This is a genomic window from Pseudomonas sp. OV546 (genome assembly GCF_900116845.1).
Lineage (GTDB): Bacteria > Pseudomonadota > Gammaproteobacteria > Pseudomonadales > Pseudomonadaceae > Aquipseudomonas > Aquipseudomonas petroselini.
On the sequence record NZ_FPCE01000007.1, the window covers coordinates 319,600 to 336,655 of the forward strand.

The 17,056-nt window shown below is 59.7% G+C and carries 26 protein-coding genes; 22 read left to right on the forward strand and 4 right to left on the reverse strand.

The genetic code is table 11. The features are described 5' to 3' along the window. Window positions 1-53 precede the first annotated feature (53 nt). Window positions 54-263 (reverse strand): hypothetical protein, encoded by a 210-nt coding sequence (locus BM403_RS18310; RefSeq protein ID WP_093544115.1) that lies wholly within the window; start codon window positions 261-263, stop codon window positions 54-56. Between the two features lie 88 nt (window positions 264-351). On the opposite strand from BM403_RS18310, the gene BM403_RS18315 reads away from it, so the two are divergent. From BM403_RS18315 to BM403_RS18320, 3 genes are all read left to right on the forward strand, one after another. Continuing rightward, on the forward strand, window positions 352-1,182 hold the full coding sequence (locus BM403_RS18315; RefSeq protein ID WP_093544117.1) for a S24 family peptidase: 831 nt from the start codon (window positions 352-354) through the stop codon (window positions 1,180-1,182). A 75-nt stretch (window positions 1,183-1,257) separates the two neighbouring features. Further along, window positions 1,258-1,560: a hypothetical protein gene (locus BM403_RS31600; RefSeq protein WP_139237990.1), complete on the forward strand. Its 303-nt coding sequence runs from the start codon at window positions 1,258-1,260 to the stop codon at window positions 1,558-1,560. Beyond that, window positions 1,557-2,111, forward strand: coding sequence for a hypothetical protein (locus tag BM403_RS18320; protein ID WP_256577184.1), 555 nt, complete (start codon window positions 1,557-1,559; stop codon window positions 2,109-2,111). Before BM403_RS31600 ends, BM403_RS18320 begins: the two co-directional genes overlap by 4 nt. Window positions 2,112-2,147: 36 nt before the next feature. On the opposite strand, the gene BM403_RS18325 is transcribed toward BM403_RS18320, so the two are convergent. Next, on the reverse strand, window positions 2,148-2,468 hold the full coding sequence (locus BM403_RS18325) for a DUF1654 domain-containing protein (protein ID WP_093544119.1): 321 nt from the start codon (window positions 2,466-2,468) through the stop codon (window positions 2,148-2,150). A 456-nt stretch (window positions 2,469-2,924) separates the two neighbouring features. Here BM403_RS18325 and BM403_RS18330 point away from each other — a divergent pair, with 456 nt between their 5' ends. From BM403_RS18330 to BM403_RS18355, 6 genes are all read left to right on the forward strand, one after another. Then, the gene (locus BM403_RS18330) at window positions 2,925-3,224 is read left to right on the forward strand and encodes a hypothetical protein (protein ID WP_093544121.1); all 300 of its coding nucleotides are present in this window, start codon (window positions 2,925-2,927) and stop codon (window positions 3,222-3,224) included. A 437-nt stretch (window positions 3,225-3,661) separates the two neighbouring features. After that, complete coding sequence (locus tag BM403_RS18335) at window positions 3,662-4,024, forward strand: hypothetical protein (protein WP_093544123.1); 363 nt, start codon at window positions 3,662-3,664, stop codon at window positions 4,022-4,024. Next, a complete protein-coding gene (locus BM403_RS18340; protein WP_093544125.1) occupies window positions 4,021-4,335 on the forward strand; it encodes a hypothetical protein in 315 nt (104 codons plus the stop codon). Before BM403_RS18335 ends, BM403_RS18340 begins: the two co-directional genes overlap by 4 nt. Window positions 4,336-4,416: 81 nt before the next feature. After that, window positions 4,417-4,782, forward strand: coding sequence for a hypothetical protein (locus tag BM403_RS18345; protein WP_093544127.1), 366 nt, complete (start codon window positions 4,417-4,419; stop codon window positions 4,780-4,782). A gap of 57 nt (window positions 4,783-4,839) precedes the next feature. Then, the gene (locus BM403_RS18350) at window positions 4,840-5,553 is read left to right on the forward strand and encodes a hypothetical protein (protein ID WP_093544129.1); all 714 of its coding nucleotides are present in this window, start codon (window positions 4,840-4,842) and stop codon (window positions 5,551-5,553) included. A gap of 70 nt (window positions 5,554-5,623) precedes the next feature. After that, window positions 5,624-7,681 carry a DNA cytosine methyltransferase gene (locus BM403_RS18355; protein WP_093544131.1) on the forward strand — a complete coding sequence of 686 codons (2,058 nt, stop codon included), beginning with the start codon at window positions 5,624-5,626 and terminating at the stop codon, window positions 7,679-7,681. Here BM403_RS18355 and BM403_RS18360 read toward each other — a convergent pair. Beyond that, a complete protein-coding gene (locus BM403_RS18360; RefSeq protein WP_093544177.1) occupies window positions 7,678-7,908 on the reverse strand; it encodes a hypothetical protein in 231 nt (76 codons plus the stop codon). The two genes, BM403_RS18355 and BM403_RS18360, sit on opposite strands and share 4 nt — an antisense overlap. A gap of 70 nt (window positions 7,909-7,978) precedes the next feature. Between BM403_RS18360 and BM403_RS18365 the strand changes: the two genes are divergently transcribed. From BM403_RS18365 to BM403_RS18430, 13 genes are all read left to right on the forward strand, one after another. Beyond that, complete coding sequence (locus tag BM403_RS18365; protein ID WP_093544133.1) at window positions 7,979-8,557, forward strand: hypothetical protein; 579 nt, start codon at window positions 7,979-7,981, stop codon at window positions 8,555-8,557. Between the two features lie 14 nt (window positions 8,558-8,571). After that, window positions 8,572-9,003, forward strand: a complete 432-nt coding sequence (locus BM403_RS18370; protein WP_093544135.1) for a hypothetical protein — start codon at window positions 8,572-8,574, stop codon at window positions 9,001-9,003. A gap of 229 nt (window positions 9,004-9,232) precedes the next feature. Further along, complete coding sequence (locus tag BM403_RS18380; protein ID WP_093544139.1) at window positions 9,233-9,718, forward strand: hypothetical protein; 486 nt, start codon at window positions 9,233-9,235, stop codon at window positions 9,716-9,718. Between the two features lie 80 nt (window positions 9,719-9,798). Beyond that, on the forward strand, window positions 9,799-10,122 hold the full coding sequence (locus BM403_RS18385; protein WP_093544141.1) for a hypothetical protein: 324 nt from the start codon (window positions 9,799-9,801) through the stop codon (window positions 10,120-10,122). Between the two features lie 49 nt (window positions 10,123-10,171). Next, the gene (locus tag BM403_RS18390; RefSeq protein ID WP_139237991.1) at window positions 10,172-10,492 is read left to right on the forward strand and encodes a phiTE_015 family protein; all 321 of its coding nucleotides are present in this window, start codon (window positions 10,172-10,174) and stop codon (window positions 10,490-10,492) included. Next, window positions 10,489-10,995, forward strand: coding sequence for a DNA N-6-adenine-methyltransferase (locus tag BM403_RS18395; protein WP_093544145.1), 507 nt, complete (start codon window positions 10,489-10,491; stop codon window positions 10,993-10,995). Before BM403_RS18390 ends, BM403_RS18395 begins: the two co-directional genes overlap by 4 nt. Window positions 10,996-11,092: 97 nt before the next feature. Then, complete coding sequence (locus BM403_RS18400; RefSeq protein ID WP_256577185.1) at window positions 11,093-11,563, forward strand: hypothetical protein; 471 nt, start codon at window positions 11,093-11,095, stop codon at window positions 11,561-11,563. Between the two features lie 38 nt (window positions 11,564-11,601). Beyond that, the gene (locus BM403_RS18405) at window positions 11,602-11,844 is read left to right on the forward strand and encodes an excisionase (protein ID WP_028619149.1); all 243 of its coding nucleotides are present in this window, start codon (window positions 11,602-11,604) and stop codon (window positions 11,842-11,844) included. Further along, window positions 11,825-12,928, forward strand: a complete 1,104-nt coding sequence (locus BM403_RS18410) for a phage integrase Arm DNA-binding domain-containing protein (RefSeq protein WP_093544149.1) — start codon at window positions 11,825-11,827, stop codon at window positions 12,926-12,928. Before BM403_RS18405 ends, BM403_RS18410 begins: the two co-directional genes overlap by 20 nt. Before the next feature lie 50 nt (window positions 12,929-12,978). Then, window positions 12,979-13,341 carry an ArsC family reductase gene (locus BM403_RS18415; RefSeq protein WP_093544151.1) on the forward strand — a complete coding sequence of 121 codons (363 nt, stop codon included), beginning with the start codon at window positions 12,979-12,981 and terminating at the stop codon, window positions 13,339-13,341. Window positions 13,342-13,373: 32 nt separating this feature from the next. After that, entirely contained in the window at window positions 13,374-14,408 is a 1,035-nt protein-coding gene (dapD, locus tag BM403_RS18420) for a 2,3,4,5-tetrahydropyridine-2,6-dicarboxylate N-succinyltransferase (RefSeq protein WP_012722589.1), read from the forward strand. Window positions 14,409-14,472: 64 nt separating this feature from the next. After that, window positions 14,473-15,678: an aminotransferase class V-fold PLP-dependent enzyme gene (locus BM403_RS18425; RefSeq protein ID WP_043204901.1), complete on the forward strand. Its 1,206-nt coding sequence runs from the start codon at window positions 14,473-14,475 to the stop codon at window positions 15,676-15,678. Continuing rightward, complete coding sequence (locus BM403_RS18430) at window positions 15,675-16,088, forward strand: SufE family protein (protein WP_012722587.1); 414 nt, start codon at window positions 15,675-15,677, stop codon at window positions 16,086-16,088. The genes BM403_RS18425 and BM403_RS18430 overlap by 4 nt, the downstream gene beginning before the upstream one ends. A gap of 116 nt (window positions 16,089-16,204) precedes the next feature. Here BM403_RS18430 and tcdA read toward each other — a convergent pair whose 3' ends face one another. Then, window positions 16,205-17,014 (reverse strand): tRNA cyclic N6-threonylcarbamoyladenosine(37) synthase TcdA, encoded by an 810-nt coding sequence (gene tcdA, locus BM403_RS18435; protein WP_371914027.1) that lies wholly within the window; start codon window positions 17,012-17,014, stop codon window positions 16,205-16,207. Window positions 17,015-17,056: the final 42 nt, after the last annotated feature.

Below are 17,056 nucleotides of genomic sequence, written 5' to 3' on the forward strand. Positions count from 1 at the left end.
AAATTTGTTTCCGTGGCGCCCTTGTCATGCTCGGGCGATCATTTGCTTGTCGATCAAGCCGCCGAGTCACTCATCGTCTGAGCCGGGTCGTCTTCGCGCCGAGCAACGAGCTGGCCAGCGGACTCTTTTTCGAGAACGCATTGCATTGGGTAGGAGAAGCCTCCCGCCGAACGGCACTGCGATACCCGGCTACCGGTCACGCGAAGGGCGTCGCCGATAGCGCGGCCAGTGCCGAAATATTTCAGGGCTTCGTCGTAGGTCATGGTTCGTCTCCAGGGTCTGCGTCGAGTTTAGAGTTCTTAACAACACAAGGCAAGTTATCTAAACAGGGAACTGTTTAGAATCCTAAATATGGAATTCAAAGATCGAGTGGCTAAGCGAATGAGGGAGCTGAACCTCACCGCTACTGACATCAGCAAATTGACTGGCGTATCAAAGGCTACGGTCAGCTTTTGGGTTGGCGGGACCAATGGCGCCAAGGGCAAGAATCTTCTCGCCCTGGCGAAGGCATTGGAGTGCTCACCGGACTGGCTTTCGGAAGGGACAGGCAGTCCCGGCGACTCTGCAGCACTGGATGGCCCTAAAGCAGGATCGTCGAGCGCTGACCTTGTGGCTCACATGCTCTCCTCTAAAGCTGGGCGGAATCTATCCAGCAAGGCGCGCGAGATGGTCCTCGCCGCTGCGGCAGAGGCGGATGGTGATGTCGCGGGAGACCAGTCATATCTACCCGCCAACATGGCAGCCCTTCGCCCGCTTAAAGAAGAAATTCTAATACCTCAATACGACGTCCGCGGAGCGATGGGGCATGGACAGGTTCCGGCCGACTACAACGAGGCAGTCCGCAACCTGGTAGTGCGCGAAGAAATGCTGCGCGAAAAGGGAGTCACATACACGTCGACTTCTGCTCTGGCAATGATCACCGGCTGGGGCCAGAGCATGGAGGGCACCATCAACGACAAGGATTTGGTCATCGTGGACCGGGGTGTTACCGAATTCATCGGTGAGGGAATCTATGTGGTTACCTGGCATCAGGAGCTTTACATCAAGCGCATGATGCGTCTGGACGAAGAGCATTACCGACTCATCTCGGACAATCAACACTACGAAAACCAGACCGCGCGCATTGATGATGTGACGATTCACGCAAAGGTACTGCTGATCTGGAACGCAAGGAAGGCATGAAGCTGAAAGTCGACCCGTTCGACTTGAGATTTTTAGCCTCCCGAGACATACACTCAATTTGAACTGGAATCAAAAATGTCTCTAGACCTAACAATCGAAAATGAGCTAGATGCGATTCATTCAGTTACCTTTGATGAGCTCGTAGATTACCTTACGACCATTGAAGCCACTGGAAAATGCGAAGCATGTGGGAATTTTGGATGGTCTATAAATCTCAAGTCGGGTGGAAAGCCTGGCATCTCTGAAATTCGCTCTTTAGATACGCCAGATATGATTCTTGCCTTTGTATTGATGTGTAAAAAATGTGGGAATCTGCGAACGTCTTCAGCAAAATTTGTTGCCAAAAAAATCATCGAATCGAGAGCGAGTAAATCGTGAGCCCGTTCAGCAAAAGCGACGATGACGAGCTTTTCTCGAAATGGGCCGAAGCGCAGTTCTCTAGCACGGCTAATGACAGATTAACGACGCGCGTACATACTGAATCCATGAGTGAAATAAGCCGCGAAGAATTCAATGCCAAACTAGAAACCATCGAAACAAAGATGGATTCTCGCGCTGAATCTGTTTCTTCAAAAATCGACGCTTTCCTAGCAGTGCAGGCTGAAAGAGACAAGCGCTTCAACGAGAGCTTGAATTCGTCTATCACTCTGTCTGATGAGTGGAGCCAGAAATTTCGTATGCTTGCAGAACAGTCCGTTCAGGCTGCTGCATCAGCCGAAGCCTCAGCAAAAGAAGCTGCGACGTTGAAAACCCATTTTTGGGCGAGCGTCATTGCGCAGCTATTGGCAGTCGGGGCGATTGTCGTGGGTGCTTATTTCGCAAATCAGGCTAATGTTCTGTCGGCGGTCTCAACTACAGTCTCTGTATTTCAGGCTGGCAAAGATCACTCAAAGCCTATGCTCGAACCCTCATCCGTAAAATCTGAATAAACAACGGCCCGCCAATGAGCGGGCTTTTTGTACGCGTCAGAAAGGCGCTGGCTCTTCTTCCACAACGGAAAGCTCATCGTGTTCCTGGACCGACGGGTCTTGATCAGTTGATGCTTCCCACTTTAACGTGACGGTTGCGTCGTCGTTGAAGGTCATTTCAATGCCGTCTGTTTCTGACAATAGGCTCATAACCTCCTGCCACTCTCGGTCGCCGTCAGTATCAAGCCGGTGAATCGTGACCCACCGCTGTTGCTGCGCTACGGGGTGGTTGATCATTGAGGAAACTCGTAGGCCGAGGCTTTCAAGGCCGCTCATCACAACCCGATCAGGGCTTTCCTGCTTTTTCTTCTTGGCCATTTCACACTCCCTTTAACTGTATATCTATACAGCAATAAACAGATCATACCCCACCATTTTCATATGCGTAAATAGCTCGGATCGCACTCTCAGCGAGGACGTAGCTCGGACCAGCTGTTAAGTTATCTAAAATAAATATTGACTCCTTCTGTTTAGTTTTCTAAATTGAGCGCATCGCAGTGACACACCTCCGCTGCGGAGAACCACCGCTCTTTAACAGCCAGCGCAACAAACAACAGACCGCATTGCCTCTACCGGCGACCGGCGAGCAGACAGGCCCGAAAGCCTGCCAACGACAGGGAAAACCTTGTACGGCTGCTCGATGGTGAAACGCCAGAACTGAGTGAGTGACCCGGCAAGCAATGCGCACCGCCCCTACCGGCGGCAATAGGACGGACAGCATCACTGCTGCACCTTGGCGACAGGGTGCAGCGGGATGACAACCGAGGATCAAACATGAACGTAGAACCAGCTCAAGAAGCACTTTCCATAGGCATTGAAGGCGATCACCTGGTGATCCGAATCGGTGTCGACTGCCTCTGCAATATCACGGAAATGGCCGACACGTGGCCGGCTCGGGACGAAGAAGGTACCGCTTGCAAAATCCTCGACCGGAAACAGTTTTTGAAGGAACTGGTCAGCGAGCTTGAGCGGGACGACGAGCAAGGAGCCACATCGATTCACCTCGCCTTCGACCAGGCCGCACTTGGCGTACTGGAGAGTGGAAGCGAAGCGGTAGAGCTTCCATACGACTGAACAACCAGCGCCACGACAGCCTGTCGTTAACTGCCCGAGGCCCTGGTACTCCCCAGCACCAGGCCGCATCGGGGTGTGAACTGAGTACCGCCAGCCAGCGCGAGAGCAAAGGCAGACAAACGTCATGCAGTTCACACCCCGATGCGGACGAAAACGCGGCCTATAACCGCCCACCTGCATGCAGCAACCCTAGAGAACGGTGGCCACTGCCAACCCAGTGAGCGAACAACGGAGGATTGGCAGCCATGTAAACGCACAGATACCAGCGCAGCCCATATGGCCCCGCTGGCTTGTTACGTAAAGAGGGAAAAGCCCGGTCCCTACCGGGCTTTTTTACGGCTCGCCTTTATTCGTCAGCATTCTCCCCTGGGCCCACCGGCACCCACCAGGCGGTCAGGCTGCTGACGAATAAACGCAACCACAACCAAGGAGTCGGCATGAACCCAGCCATCCAACAAAGCCAAGCCGTTCTGCAGGCCCTGCGGGAACGTGTTTCGCTTTCCACTTCGGAGATGTACATGAAGATCGGTCGCGAAGAACCAGTAAAGGTGCCCCGCTTCAACGTGGTACCGCTCGGCAAGAACCTGTTCGATGTTGTGGAGCGCTCAACAGGCGTTTCCCGCGGCGCGCGCACCGGCCACGATGGCGCCTGCCAGTACGCAGATCAGCTCGAGCGAAACGCAGACTTCTTCAGCGCTGCCAAGGCAACGTCACGGCGATTCGGTCTCCGCATGCTGCGCTGGACGCTTGGCTTTGCCGGGATGATGGTGCTGTTCGCCTACTACGGTGCGCAGCCATGATCGGCGTGCCAATGCCCAACCCGCGCGACTCGATCATCGACAACCTGAACCAGCAGCTGGACGCTTACTTCGGCGCCGGCAAGTCAGTTCAGGTCATCCCGAACGGCGTCGGAGTCGACGGCCCCTATAACGGGACCACGGCTCACCACGAACGCCTCCGCAAAGAACGCGACAAGCTGGCTCCGGCCGTGCGCGCCGAAGCCGCCAAAGGCGTCGTAGCCAGCGTGGCCGCAAAGAACCTGGGCATGCATATCAAGCGCGTGACGCTGATCGCCCAGGAGAACGGCTTCAAGTTCGCCGACACCCCATGAAGCGCATCAGCAACCAGGTGCGACAGCGCCGGCGGCAGGCATGGCTTGATTTGCCAGCACATGAAATCGAAGAGGTAGGCCATGGCCGAGGAAGAGCAGCAGCCGACGGCGGAAGCCCTGAAGCAGCGCCGCAAGCGCGAGAAGGCGAACGAGAAGAACGCTGCATTGGGCGTCGAGAAGTTTACTGTTGAGGTGGCAGGCGTTTTCAAGGCAGACCTCAAGCGCCTGATGAAGCAGCATGGCTTCAACAACCAGCAGGAAGTGTTCCAGAACCTGCTGCGAAACGTGATCGCCGCCGACTTCGAAACGGCGGCGCAGATGCTCAAGTGTGTCACGACACCTTTTGTAGTTAATGAAAAGGTGTCGCAGATGATCAGGGCAGCGGGATTGAAGTCGCTCGCTGAAGACCCTCCAGATCCTGACGACGAAATCGAAACACCCGCATAACCCACCCTAATCGCTGCATCCGGTAACCGGAGGGCGGCGCCTGCATTGGAGAACACTATGGAATACCTCGCTCGAATCAACCCCAAGTACTTCGCGGCCATGTACCAGTGCGCGGCGAAGAACGATGTTCGTTACTACTTGAACGCTGTGAATATTGAGCGCCATCCGGACGGAGGGGTGGTTATCGCCGCTACCAACGGCGACTTCCTCGGTGTGATCCACGACCCTGAAGGCTGGATGCATGAGGATCACAACTCGCTGCTGGTGGGGATTCCCTCTAAGCGCTTGATTTCAGCCTGCACCACGCGGCGCGGGCCGGATACTTTCGAGCCGAACAAGCTTTGGATCGCTGAGAAGTTTTCCGTCGTGACCGGTTGCGTTGAAGCGACTGACCCGCCAGAGCCATTCGGTATTGGCGCTCATCTCACCGAGAAAACCGAGCTCGTGGACGGTAAATTCCCTGACTGGCGGAAAGTGCTGCCAACCGAGCGGGAAAAGCTCGAAACCCAGTTCCCCTGGATCAACGGCGAGTACATCGAAGCGTTCAACAAGATCGCGACAATCCTCACCGGCCGCAAGGCTTTCGCAGGCGGCGGTCTTCATTTGGAAGCCCGAGACGACTGCCGATCGGTAGTTGTCCGCTTAGCGAATTACGAGCTTAAAGACCGGTTCGTAGGAGTGATCATGCCGATGAAGGGTGATCCTCTCGAAACAATCGTTCCGGCCTTTGCGATGCCGAAGCCTGGCAGCGATGTAGATCAAGCCGCCTGACCCGGCGCCCCTCCCGGTAACACGCAAGACCCCATATCAACGAATCACGCCAGCCGGCGAGGATCCCGCTATGTCCGCACAACAGAAGAAGCACCCCTTCGATTTCAAAACCCAATACGGACTCGGCTTCAACCCTCAGGACGATGAGATCGTTGTCGACTTCTTCTGCGGTGGTGGTGGTGCCGGTACCGGCCTGGAGATTGGCCTGGGCCGCGCGGTGAACGTCGCGAAGAACCACAGTCCCCAAGCGATCAGCATGCACACCATGAACCACCCAGGCGCCCAGCACTTCACCACCGACGTATTCGAGGGTGATCCGGACACCGAGTGTGGCGGCAGGGCCGTTGGCTGGTTTCACATGTCGCCGGACTGCACGCACCACAGCCAGGCAGCCGGCGGGCAACCTCGCAAACGCGAGATCCGGAACCTTTCATGGATCGGGCTCAAGTGGGCAGGTATGAAGCGGCCACGGGTGATCAGCCTGGAGAATGTGAAGCAGATCTTGCAGTGGGGTCGGCTTATCGCCAAGCGCGACAGAGCCACCGGTCGCGTGGTCAAGCTGGACGGCAACATTGCCGCACCTGGTGAGGTTGTACCGGTGGGCCAGCAGTTCCTAATCCCTGACCCGAAACAGCGTGGCCGGACCTGGCGCCGATTCGTGGGGCTGCTGGAAGGCATGGGCTACGTCGTTGAATGGAAGGTGATCAAGGCCTGCGACTTCGGCGCGCCGACCAGCCGGGAACGCCTGTTCATGATCGCCCGGTGCGATGGGCAGCCGATCGTGTGGCCGGAGCCAACCCACGCCAAAAACCCCGCCAAGGGCCAGCAGAAGTGGAAGACCGCCGCTGACTGCATCGACTTCACCGACTTGGGCAAAAGCATTTTTGTCCGGAAAAAGGACCTGGCCCCGGCCACCCTGCGCCGCGTTGCCAAGGGCATGAAGAAGTTCGTCATCGACAGCGCGTCGCCGTTCATTGTGCCAATTGCCAATTGGTCCGGCGAGGCAGTGCAGTCAGCCGACGAGCCACTGCGCACCGTCACCTCCTACCCGAAGGGCGGCGCCTTCTCGGTGGTCAGCCCCGTGATGGTTACCGCTGCCCACGGCGAAGGTAAGCCGGGAGGCGTCCAGCGCTGGGGAGACGGTTGCAAATCCTCTGCTGACCCGCTGGGCACGGTCACAGCAAGCGGCGGACACTCCTTGGCCATGGCCACCTTGATTCAAAGCGGTTACGGCGAGCGCCCAGGCCAAGAGCCGCGCGTGCCGGGTCTGGACCAACCACTCGGCACAGTAATAGCCGGCGGCGTTAAGCTCGCACTGACCAGTTCGGTTCTGGTGGGTGCTGGTGGGCCGGTGTATGCCGGTCACCCAGTTACAGCAGATCAGCCAGTCGGTACGCTCATGACACGCAGTCACCGCGCGGTGGCCACCGCCTTCATGGCCCAGATGAATGGCGGGTTCAACACCACCGACGCCAAGAGCATCGAAGACCCGATGACCACGGTGACCAACACCGGCAGCCAGCAACAGCTGGTGGCGGCGAACCTGGTGCACTTGCGCGGCAACTGCGATGCCCGGGACGTCAATGACCCGCTGCACACCGTCAGCGCCGGTGGCCAGCACCACGGGTTGGTCAGCGCATTCATGGAGCGAGCATTCGGCGGGAGCATTGGCCAGGGCCTGGAGGAGCCGGCGCCGACCATTACTGCCGGTGGCGGGGGAAAGAGCTCGCTGGTGTCGCTCACCCTTTCGCCTGAACACGAAGCCGGTGCCCTCCGCGTAGCCGCTTTCCTGATCAGCTACTACGGTACCGAGAACATCAGCGCTTGCGACTCGCCGGCGCCGACGATCACCACCAAGGACCGCCTGGCCATGGTCACAGTGATGGTGAAGGGCACGCCCTATGTGATCGTCGACATCTGCCTGCGGATGCTGAAGCCGACCGAGCTGTACAAAGCCCAAGGCTTCCCGGCCGACTACATCATCAGCCACGGCGCCGACGGCAAGCCGTTCACCAAGACACAACAGGTGCACATGTGCGGCAACAGCGTCAGCCCACCGCCGATGGCAGCACTGGCCAGGGCCAACGACCCATGGCGAGTGGCTGAGCGCCAGGCCTTTGCGGCTTAAACGCCCTCGGCAATCAACCGGGCCCCGACCTCACGCCCGGCAACCTGCGCCAGGCCACGGTCAACATAGGTTCGGTCACCGGCAACAACCGGCACCACCACCTCACCACCGCGCTTCACCTCGACGTTGATACGCCAGGTCTCCCGGCCTTCCTCGTCCTTGTCGCACTCCATGTAGTTCCAAACCTGAAAGCCTTCGATGTCATCGTAAATATCGTGCTTTGTCATGGTCCAGCCCATTTAGAGGAAGGGGCCATCGTAGCACCACACCCCGGGCATGGCCCGGCAAGGACTCCCCGTGATCAACTTATTCTGGCGCATTGTCGCCAAGCTGCTTGCGCGCCCGGCGGTTGCCGCCTGGCTCATCGCCCGCGCCCGGCGCACCCCATACCAGCACATCATGTCCGCCGACGGCACCGAGATGTACATGGGCCGCTGGTGGCTATTCAACCCATACTCCCGCGAAACGCACAAGCCAGCGCTGTGGTGGTGCCCGTGGTCGTTCCGCGTGCACCACATCATGCGGCACGACGAAGACCGGGATCTGCACGACCACCCGTGGAACGCCCGCACGATCATTCTGCGCGGCTGGTACACCGAGCAACGGCTTGACCCTGCGACCCACTTCGAAATGCTGACACCTGGCCTTCCCCTGCTCTGGCGGGAAGAGCAGGACGACCTCTGCAAGCTGTCAATGAAGATTCGGAGGCCGGGCGACACCGCGCGCCTAAATCACGGCGAGTACCACCGTATCGACGAGGTCTCACCCGGCGGCGTTTACACCCTCTTCATCACCAGCAAGTGGCGTGGTGACTGGGGCTTTCTGGTCAACGGCGTGAAGGTGCCTTGGCGCACCTACACCGGCACCGACAACTAATGGGAGATTGCACAATGCGTAACACACAAACACGTGAAGGGTTTGAGTTCTGGGACAAGCTGAATGCGCTCCCGCGCTATGCCTTCCTCCTTTCGCCATCAGGAAAGTCGGTGCAGAAGTTTGAAGACCAGGCCATGGGGAACTGGATCGACGTGCACGAGGTTCAGAAGATCGTCGAGCAGGCGGAGGATCGCATTAGCGAGCGCCAGGACGAGCTGGGTGATGTGAGCCGCCAACTGGAGAATTTCCGTTCTCGAAGCCACGGCATCAAGAATCTATCGGCTATCGAGGCGCGTGATGACCAGCTCGCCACGGCCGAGCTGAAGATCAACGAACTCCAACAGCGCCTGACCGCTGCCGATCAGGAGATAGATGAATTGCGGGCTGAACTCAAGGCTGTACGCCTGGGACCCTGCAAGATGATCGTAGGGGATGAGCTGCCATGACCAATCGACCAACAGTGCGGACCACTACCGGCGCAACGGTCAGCCTCACTATCGAAATCTCGAACATCGGAAGCTGGGGGCCGGATTGCAAGATCGATCAGGTATATCGGCAGGCCCGGGAAGAGGCAATCGGCCGAATCAATCGTGCGTTCAAAAATGACCAGCGAGGTGTCCGAATCCTTGGCCCGGTTGTCGTTAAGGCCATCACAACAGACGTGGAGGTTCGGGGATGACAGCCAAACAAAAGAATGGCAGTGGCGAGACTGAGCAGATGGCGTGCATGCCGGTTGAGCGCTGCTACGACGTCCGGGCGAAAATGATCATTGCCTTCAATGAGGCAAAGAAGGCTGGCGGCGATCTGGATGACGCGCTCGACGCCGCATACAAGTCGGCCTTGCGATATTCACCTAACCCAATGAACGCCGAGCATCCCGCGCCGGTAGCGACGGCGCCCATTCAGGAAGATCGCGAAACCCTAATCGGGTACGGTCGAAGTAGCGGCCTCGAAGAAGCTTCGACGCTTTGCGCCCGCCTGGCGTACGCCGCCTACTACCCGCCGGGCACACGATTCAAGGCATTTACACCGAAGGCCCAGAAAGCCCTGGGCGATCTGCTGATCAAGGCCGCTAACGAGATTGCATCGCTGCCCGGCGGGCCTTACGAGCGCTTCAAGGCGCGCCAGGCCAAGAAGGCTGAGTCAGCTCCAGCCGCGTAAGAGTACATCCGTACTCCACCCGCAAAACCTGTAACCCCTCCCCCTTCAAAGTCAGCCGCTATAGCGGCAAGGACGAAGTCATGCCTGAAGAAACTGTTTTGATCCGGCCGCTACCAGTTGAGCGTGACGATGCTGGCTACTGGACCCACCCAGCCTGGCCATCCACTGATGACGATTTGATCCCATACGCCTGGTTTGACTCGCGCGGCCTGGAAGTTCGAGAGCTGGCCTTCGAGTACGACGCGTCAGAAGAGGTGCAAGCGTCTTGGCTTGCTGAGGGTATTGCCGACTGTGCGGCCTGGTATCCGACCACGCCTGATGGTGAAGGCTGGTTCATCTTCTCGATCCACGATACCGACGACGGCCCTATGTGCGTGTGGGTGCGCAAGCGGGTGACGCCATGATCGCCACCCTCTGGTTCGCCTACGTGTTCATCTTCCGAGGACCCAGGCCATGACGCAGACAATGCAGGATCAGTTCGAGCAGGCATTCAGCGAAGACAATGGCAAGTTGCCCGTGGCGTTCATCAAGCTTCAGCGCCTGGGCGACAGCTACAGCGTGCCGCGAGTTGCCCGAGCTTGGTACTGGTTCAAGCGCTCGCGCCAAGCCCTGGTGGTGGACTTGCCCGCCGTCGAAGCCTGGGACAACGACGGACGCCTCGACCGCGAGAAGGACGACACGGCCGACTGTGCCATGGGCCTGGTACCTGTCATTGATGTGCGCAATGCGCTGACGGCCGCCGGCATCACTGTTGATGAAGGGCCAAGGCCATGAGCGGAATGATAGGCGCCCGCGAGGCACCGCCGAAACACAAGAGCGTCGAGTGGTACACGCCTGCGTGGATCTTCGAAAGGCTCGGGCTGCTGTTCGACCTTGACCCATCCAGCCCGCACGACTATGTGACGGCGGTACCGGCAAAGACGAAGTACACAATCTTCGATGACGGCCTGTCGAAGGAATGGTCGGGGCGGGTATGGATGAATCCACCTTATGGCCCTGACACAGGCTTCTGGATGCGACGGCTGATTGCTCACGGCGACGGTATTGCGCTGGTGTTCAGCCGGACGGATGCCGAGTGGTTCCAGGAGGCAATGGCCAATGCATCGGCGACCCTGCTGATCAGAGGGCGAATCGCCTTTGTGCCAGGCCACGAGAACAGCCACAAGAAAGGCCGATCAGGCGCCGGCAGCGCAATGTTTGCATTCGGTGATGAATGCGCGATCGCGCTACAGAGCCTGGCGGATCTCGGTGTTCTGGTTCCACGAATCGCCGCCTGATCCACTTCCGATCGATCGAAGCAACCCCAATCCCCCTACATGCCTGCCGGTGAGCGGCGGGCGAGGTATTCGTATGCCTGCAAACTGTGAATACAGCATGGAAAAAAGTGATGCCTCGAACCTGGCGGGCATGGCGCAGCTGGATCTGGCAGGGCGGCGCTCTGCGCTGGAGGCTTACCTGAAGATCCATGGCCAGCGCCGTTTGGTTGAGTTCACGGCGCAGCTGATCGGCATGGCCAACTCGGTCGCGGAGAACTGCGCGGAGATGAGCGACCAGGTGCTGATCGAGGAATGCGGCGTCCACCCCGACAAGTTCACCAGCGTGAACCTGCCAACACTCATCGGCGCGTGCCAGGGCGTGATAATCGCCAGCAAGTGCGACCCGGCAGGCGCCTGTCACGGGTGCGCATATCGGCTGGGCTCGATTGCTAATCAGTCGCCCATCACCACTTGCGATGCGGAGTTCATGGCCCACGACCAAAAAGGATTCATGTGCCACGCCCACCTGGACGCAGAAGGCGAACCCACCAAGGTGTGCGTCGGGCACGCAAAAGCAGCAAAAACCTAACCCACCTTCAGCCGCCCAGCGCGGCGCGGAGCATCATCATGGCAAAAGTCACCCTGGATGAATGGGCGGCGGCCGAGTTCAAGACGCCGCCCAGCCCCAACACCCTGCGCAAATGGGCCCGAGAGGGCCGAATCGCGCCAGTACCGGTCAAGCACGGGCGCAACTACTATGTAGAGTCCGACGCCCACTACCAAGAACCTGATCAGCAGCCCGTACGGATCGTCGGCGGGAGCCTGATCAGCAGAATAGAGAGAGCACGCAATGGCGCCCAGGCCGCGTAACACCGGGTCGAAGGATCTTCCGCCCAATCTCTACCGCAAGACCGACGCCCGCAACGGCGTCACTTATTACACCTACCGCGACCCAGTCAGTGGTCGCGTGTTCGGCCTGGGCAAGGATAAGGAGGCGGCGATCCGTGAGGCCGTCGCCGCCAACCACGCAGACGCTATCAAGCCAACGCTCGCAGAGCGCATCAGCACCCCGGCGCCAGCGCCTGGCAAATTGTTCTCGGAATGGCTGGACGAATACCGCGAGCTGTTCGCCGAGCGCAAGCTGTCAGCCAGCAGCAACAAAAACGTGGGCATGCGGTTAAACCGCCTGACGGCAGTATTCGGTTCGAAGGGGATTAAGGACATCACGACGATGGATGTGGCCGATTACCTGACGGGTATGGCCAAAGAGGGAAAGGCGCAGATGGCCAGGGCAATGCGTTCGCTGTTGCGAGACGTGTTCGCCGAGGCGCAGGCGCGGGGGTGGGCAGACGCCAACCCGGTCGAGGTGACCAAGGCGGCGCGGGTGAACATCAAGCGCGAACGGCTGACGCTGGAACTGTGGAAGGCGATTTACGAGGAAGCCACGAAACCCTGGCTTCGCAGGGCAATGGAACTGGCGGTGCTCACCGGCCAGCGGCGTGACGATATTGCATCGATGCTGTTCAAGGACGTACACGACGGTTTCCTGCATGTCATTCAGTCCAAGACCGGTGCCAGGCTGCGGATCAGCACCGCGCTTCGCCTCGAGTCGGTCGGGCTGGATCTGTCCACTGTAATTAAACAATGCCGCGACCGCGTTCTGTCACAACACCTGGTGCACCATGCACAAGCTTCGGGCCGGGCAAAAGCTGGCCAGGCGCTGGTGCTGGACACTCTGAGCTCTGCCTTTGCCGAGGCACGCGACAAAGCCGGCGTGAAGCTGGGGATAACTTTTGGCCGCCAGCCACCCTCCTTTCACGAGCAGCGATCCCTCGCCGCACGACTTCACGAACTCGAAGGGCGTGATGCGCAGAAGCTGCTGGGTCACCGTTCGGCCACTATGACCGACCTGTACCGAGACAGCCGAGGCGCTGAGTGGATCGACGTGGCATAATCGGTGGCTGAATTTTTGGGCGATATTGGGGAAGTTTTGGGGAGGATTTTATGCCCAAGGAAATCAAGCACTTACAGCTATACGGTATCAAAGCCTGCGACACCATGAAAAAGGCGCGTACCTGGCTCGATGAGCAAGGCGTCAACTATGAGTTTCACGACTACAAAACGGCCGGTATCGACCGCGAACACTTGACCCAATGGTGCAACGAGCACGGTTGGCAGGTGGTTTTGAACCGTGCGGGCACCACCTTTCGCAAACTCGAAGACGAACGCAAAGCCGATCTCGATCAGTCGAAAGCCATTGAATTGATGCTCGCACAACCCTCGATGATCAAGCGCCCAGTGCTCGATCTCGGTGACAGAACCCTGATTGGCTTCAAGCCAGATAGTTATTCGGCGGCCCTCAAGTAGGCCAGCCCTTTCCATTTTGTAGAGGTAACAGCATGTCCAATTCCCTGTTCAGCCTGGGCTTCGGCGTCGGCACTCAGAACCGCCAAGGTGCTTGGCTGGAAGTGTTTTACGCACAACCGTTGCTCAACCCATCGGCTGAAATTGTCGCCGCCATCGCACCGATCCTCGGTTACAGCGAAGGCAACCAGGCGATTACCTTCACCGTCACCCAGGCCCTGCAACTGGCAGACGCGCTCAAAGGTGTTGATGCCACCCAAGCCGCGTTGCTGAGCCGCCTGGCTGAAAGCCACACCCCGCTGGTCGCCACCGTGCTGGCCGAAGACGCGGCACTGACCTCCACCCCCGAGGCCTACCTCAAGCTGCACCTGCTGTCCCACCGCCTGGTCAAGCCGCACGGCCTGAGCCTGGCCGGTGTGTTCCCGCAGTTGCCGAACGTGGCCTGGACCAGCCAGGGCGCGATCGACATCGCGGAATTGGCCGAGCGCCAGCTGGAAGCCCGCCTGCGCGGCGAGCTGCTGGAAGTGTTCTCGGTGGACAAGTTCCCGAAAATGACCGACTACGTCGTGCCAAGCGGCGTACGTATCGCTGACGCCGCGCGTATCCGCCTGGGCGCCTACGTGGGCGAAGGCACCACCGTGATGCACGAAGGCTTCGTCAACTTCAACGCCGGCACCGAAGGTCCGGGCATGATCGAAGGCCGTGTATCGGCGGGCGTGTTCGTCGGCAAGGGCTCGGACCTGGGCGGCGGTTGCTCTACCATGGGCACCCTGTCGGGCGGCGGCAACATCGTGATCAAGGTGGGCGAAGGCTGCCTGATCGGCGCCAACGCCGGTATCGGTATCCCGTTGGGCGACCGCAACACCGTGGAGTCGGGCTTGTACGTCACTGCCGGCACGAAGGTTGCGCTGCTGGACGAACAAAACCAACTGGTCAAAGTGGTCAAGGCACGTGAGCTGGCCGGCCAGCCGGACCTGCTGTTCCGCCGCAACTCGGAGACCGGTGCGGTGGAGTGCAAAACCCACAAATCGGCCATCGAACTGAACGAAGCGCTGCACGCTCACAACTAAGCAGCCACTCGATGCCACTAGCGGGCCCCGACCCTGGGGCTCGCTTATACGAGTCTTGAACACCATGCTAGTGCCCTCCCCCTGGCGCGCCGATTTCCCGGCCATCGCCACGCTGCAACGGCAAGACCAGACTTACCTGGACAACGCCGCCACCACGCAAAAACCCCAGGCCCTGTTGGATGCCATCAGCCATTACTACGCCAATGGCGCAGCCAATGTGCACCGTGCCCAGCATTTGCCAGGCGCCCATGCGACGCAAGCCTTCGAAGACAGTCGCAGCAAGGTCGCGCAGTGGTTGAATGCAGGCGACAGCGGGCAGATCGTCTTCACCCACGGCGCGACCTCAGCGCTGAACCTCTTGGCCTATGGCCTAGAGCACTTATTCAATGCGGGCGATGAGATTGTCATCAGCGCCCTGGAACACCACGCCAACCTGCTGCCCTGGCAGCAACTGGCCAAACGTCGCGCCGCCACGCTGGTGGTATTGCCGCTGAACGATGACGGCGTGATCGACCTGCCGGCCGCCGCCGAGCTGATCGGCCCACGCACACGCCTGCTGGCGGTGAGCCAGTTGTCCAACGTGCTCGGCGCCTGGCAGCCGCTGGAGGCCCTGCTGGCGCTCGCCCAGCCACACGGCACCCTGACGGTGGTCGATGGCGCCCAGGGCATCGTCCATGGCCGTCACGACGTGCAGGCTTTGGGCTGCGATTTCTATGTGTTTTCCAGCCATAAGCTGTATGGCCCGGATGGCGTCGGCGTGCTGTTCGGGCGCAACGAAGCCTTGCATCACCTGCGCCACTGGCAGTTTGGCGGCGAGATGGTGCAACAGGCGGACTACCACAGCGCCAGCTTCCGCCCGGCACCGTTGGGTTTCGAGGCGGGCACCCCGCCGATTGCCAGTGTGATCGGCCTGGGCGCCAGCCTGGATTACCTGGGTTCGCTGGACCAGCCCGCGATCGTCGCCCATGAGGCGGCGCTGCATGACTACCTGTTGCGTGGCCTCAAAGCGCGCAATGGCGTGCGCGTGCTGGGGTCGCCGCAGGTCGCGCTGGTCAGTTTTGTCGTCGATGGCGTGCACAACGCGGACCTCGCGCACCTGCTCACCGAGCAAGGCATTGCCGTGCGCGCCGGCCATCACTGCGCAATGCCGCTGCTCAAGGCGATGCATCTATCGGGGGCGATTCGCGTGTCCCTGGCGCTGTATAACGATTCCGATGACCTGGAGCGCTTCTTTGAAGCGCTGGACCAGGCGCTGGACATGCTGCGATGAGCCTGCCGGTAGAGGCCGTTGCCGCACTTGAGGCTTTTCAAGCCGTGGGCAGTTGGGAGCAGCGCGCGCGGATGCTGATGCAATGGGGCGAGCGGCTGCCAGCATTGGCGGATGAAGATAAGACCGAGGCCAACCTGGTGCAGGGCTGTGAAAGCCTGGTGTGGTTGGTGGGGCGTTTGCAGGATGGCCACTGGCAGTTCGCCGCCAGCAGCGATGCACGGATGATTCGTGGGTTAGTCGCATTGCTGCTGGCGCGGGTCAATGGGCTTTCTGCTGCCGAGCTACTGGCCGTGGACCTGCCCGACTGGTTCAATCAACTGGGGCTTTCCCGTCAACTCTCACCCTCGCGCAGCAATGGCCTCAACGCGGTCCTGCAACGCATGCGCGAACTCAGCCATACACAAAGCTAAATGTGGGAGGGGGCTTGCCCCCGATTGCAGGGTGTCAGTCACTGAACAAGTTGGCTGATCCACCGCTATCGGGGGCAAGCCCCCTCCCACATTTGAATTGTGTAGGGTTCCGAGATTTAAGAGGGCTTGACCCGCTCCGACGGCCGCCGCACCCCTGCCACAATTTTATCCACTGCCTTGGTCGCCGCCACCATGCCGAAGGTGGCCGTCACCATCATCACCGCGCCAAACCCACCGGCGCAGTCCAGCTTCACCCCGTCCCCGACGAAACTCTTCTGCAAACAAATGCTGCCATCCGGCTTGGGATAGCGCAGTTGTTCGGTGGAAAACACGCACGGCACGCTGTAATGGCGGGTCACGGTGCGGGAGAAACCATAGTCGCGGCGCAAGGTGGAGCGCACTTTCGACGCCAGCGGGTCGTTGAAGGTACGGTTCAGGTCGCAGACCTGGATCAGCGTCGGGTCGATCTGCCCGCCCGCGCCGCCGGTGGTGATGATCTGGATCTTGCGGCGCTTGCACCAGGCGATCAGTGCCGCCTTGGCGTTGACCGCGTCGATGCAGTCGATCACGCAGTCGATGTTGGGGGTGATGTACTCGGCCATGGTGTCGCGGGTCACGAAGTCCGCCACCGCATGCACCGTGCAATCCGGGTTGATCGCGCGCAGGCGCTCAGCCATCACTTCGACCTTGGGTTTACCGACAGTGCTGTCCAGCGCGTGCAACTGGCGGTTGCTGTTGCTGACGCAGACGTCATCCAGGTCAAACAGCGAAATCTCGCCCACCCCGCAACGGGCCATGGCTTCCGCCGCCCACGAGCCCACGCCGCCGACGCCGACAATCGCCACATGGGCCGCTTTCAAGCGTTCCAAGCCTTCAATGCCATACAAGCGGGCGACGCCTGCAAACCGCGGATCTTCTGTACTCATGACCATTACCCCAAAAACCGGCGCGCATTATGGGCTACGCAG

What these genes read in the sequence shown, in the direction of transcription:
- BM403_RS18310 (WP_093544115.1), bottom strand. Translation starts at nt 263, where the DNA reads ATGACCTACGACGAAGCCCTGAAATATTTCGGCACTGGCCGCGCTATC.
- BM403_RS18315 (WP_093544117.1), top strand. Translation starts at nt 352, where the DNA reads ATGGAATTCAAAGATCGAGTGGCTAAGCGAATGAGGGAGCTGAACCTC.
- BM403_RS31600 (WP_139237990.1), top strand. Translation starts at nt 1,258, where the DNA reads ATGTCTCTAGACCTAACAATCGAAAATGAGCTAGATGCGATTCATTCA.
- BM403_RS18325 (WP_093544119.1), bottom strand. Translation starts at nt 2,468, where the DNA reads ATGGCCAAGAAGAAAAAGCAGGAAAGCCCTGATCGGGTTGTGATGAGC.
- BM403_RS18330 (WP_093544121.1), top strand. Translation starts at nt 2,925, where the DNA reads ATGAACGTAGAACCAGCTCAAGAAGCACTTTCCATAGGCATTGAAGGC.
- BM403_RS18335 (WP_093544123.1), top strand. Translation starts at nt 3,662, where the DNA reads ATGAACCCAGCCATCCAACAAAGCCAAGCCGTTCTGCAGGCCCTGCGG.
- BM403_RS18340 (WP_093544125.1), top strand. Translation starts at nt 4,021, where the DNA reads ATGATCGGCGTGCCAATGCCCAACCCGCGCGACTCGATCATCGACAAC.
- BM403_RS18345 (WP_093544127.1), top strand. Translation starts at nt 4,417, where the DNA reads ATGGCCGAGGAAGAGCAGCAGCCGACGGCGGAAGCCCTGAAGCAGCGC.
- BM403_RS18350 (WP_093544129.1), top strand. Translation starts at nt 4,840, where the DNA reads ATGGAATACCTCGCTCGAATCAACCCCAAGTACTTCGCGGCCATGTAC.
- BM403_RS18355 (WP_093544131.1), top strand. Translation starts at nt 5,624, where the DNA reads ATGTCCGCACAACAGAAGAAGCACCCCTTCGATTTCAAAACCCAATAC.
- BM403_RS18360 (WP_093544177.1), bottom strand. Translation starts at nt 7,908, where the DNA reads ATGACAAAGCACGATATTTACGATGACATCGAAGGCTTTCAGGTTTGG.
- BM403_RS18370 (WP_093544135.1), top strand. Translation starts at nt 8,572, where the DNA reads ATGCGTAACACACAAACACGTGAAGGGTTTGAGTTCTGGGACAAGCTG.
- BM403_RS18380 (WP_093544139.1), top strand. Translation starts at nt 9,233, where the DNA reads ATGACAGCCAAACAAAAGAATGGCAGTGGCGAGACTGAGCAGATGGCG.
- BM403_RS18385 (WP_093544141.1), top strand. Translation starts at nt 9,799, where the DNA reads ATGCCTGAAGAAACTGTTTTGATCCGGCCGCTACCAGTTGAGCGTGAC.
- BM403_RS18390 (WP_139237991.1), top strand. Translation starts at nt 10,172, where the DNA reads ATGACGCAGACAATGCAGGATCAGTTCGAGCAGGCATTCAGCGAAGAC.
- BM403_RS18395 (WP_093544145.1), top strand. Translation starts at nt 10,489, where the DNA reads ATGAGCGGAATGATAGGCGCCCGCGAGGCACCGCCGAAACACAAGAGC.
- BM403_RS18400 (WP_256577185.1), top strand. Translation starts at nt 11,093, where the DNA reads ATGGAAAAAAGTGATGCCTCGAACCTGGCGGGCATGGCGCAGCTGGAT.
- BM403_RS18405 (WP_028619149.1), top strand. Translation starts at nt 11,602, where the DNA reads ATGGCAAAAGTCACCCTGGATGAATGGGCGGCGGCCGAGTTCAAGACG.
- BM403_RS18410 (WP_093544149.1), top strand. Translation starts at nt 11,825, where the DNA reads ATGGCGCCCAGGCCGCGTAACACCGGGTCGAAGGATCTTCCGCCCAAT.
- BM403_RS18415 (WP_093544151.1), top strand. Translation starts at nt 12,979, where the DNA reads ATGCCCAAGGAAATCAAGCACTTACAGCTATACGGTATCAAAGCCTGC.
- dapD (WP_012722589.1), top strand. Translation starts at nt 13,374, where the DNA reads ATGTCCAATTCCCTGTTCAGCCTGGGCTTCGGCGTCGGCACTCAGAAC.
- BM403_RS18425 (WP_043204901.1), top strand. Translation starts at nt 14,473, where the DNA reads ATGCTAGTGCCCTCCCCCTGGCGCGCCGATTTCCCGGCCATCGCCACG.
- BM403_RS18430 (WP_012722587.1), top strand. Translation starts at nt 15,675, where the DNA reads ATGAGCCTGCCGGTAGAGGCCGTTGCCGCACTTGAGGCTTTTCAAGCC.
- tcdA (WP_371914027.1), bottom strand. Translation starts at nt 17,014, where the DNA reads ATGAGTACAGAAGATCCGCGGTTTGCAGGCGTCGCCCGCTTGTATGGC.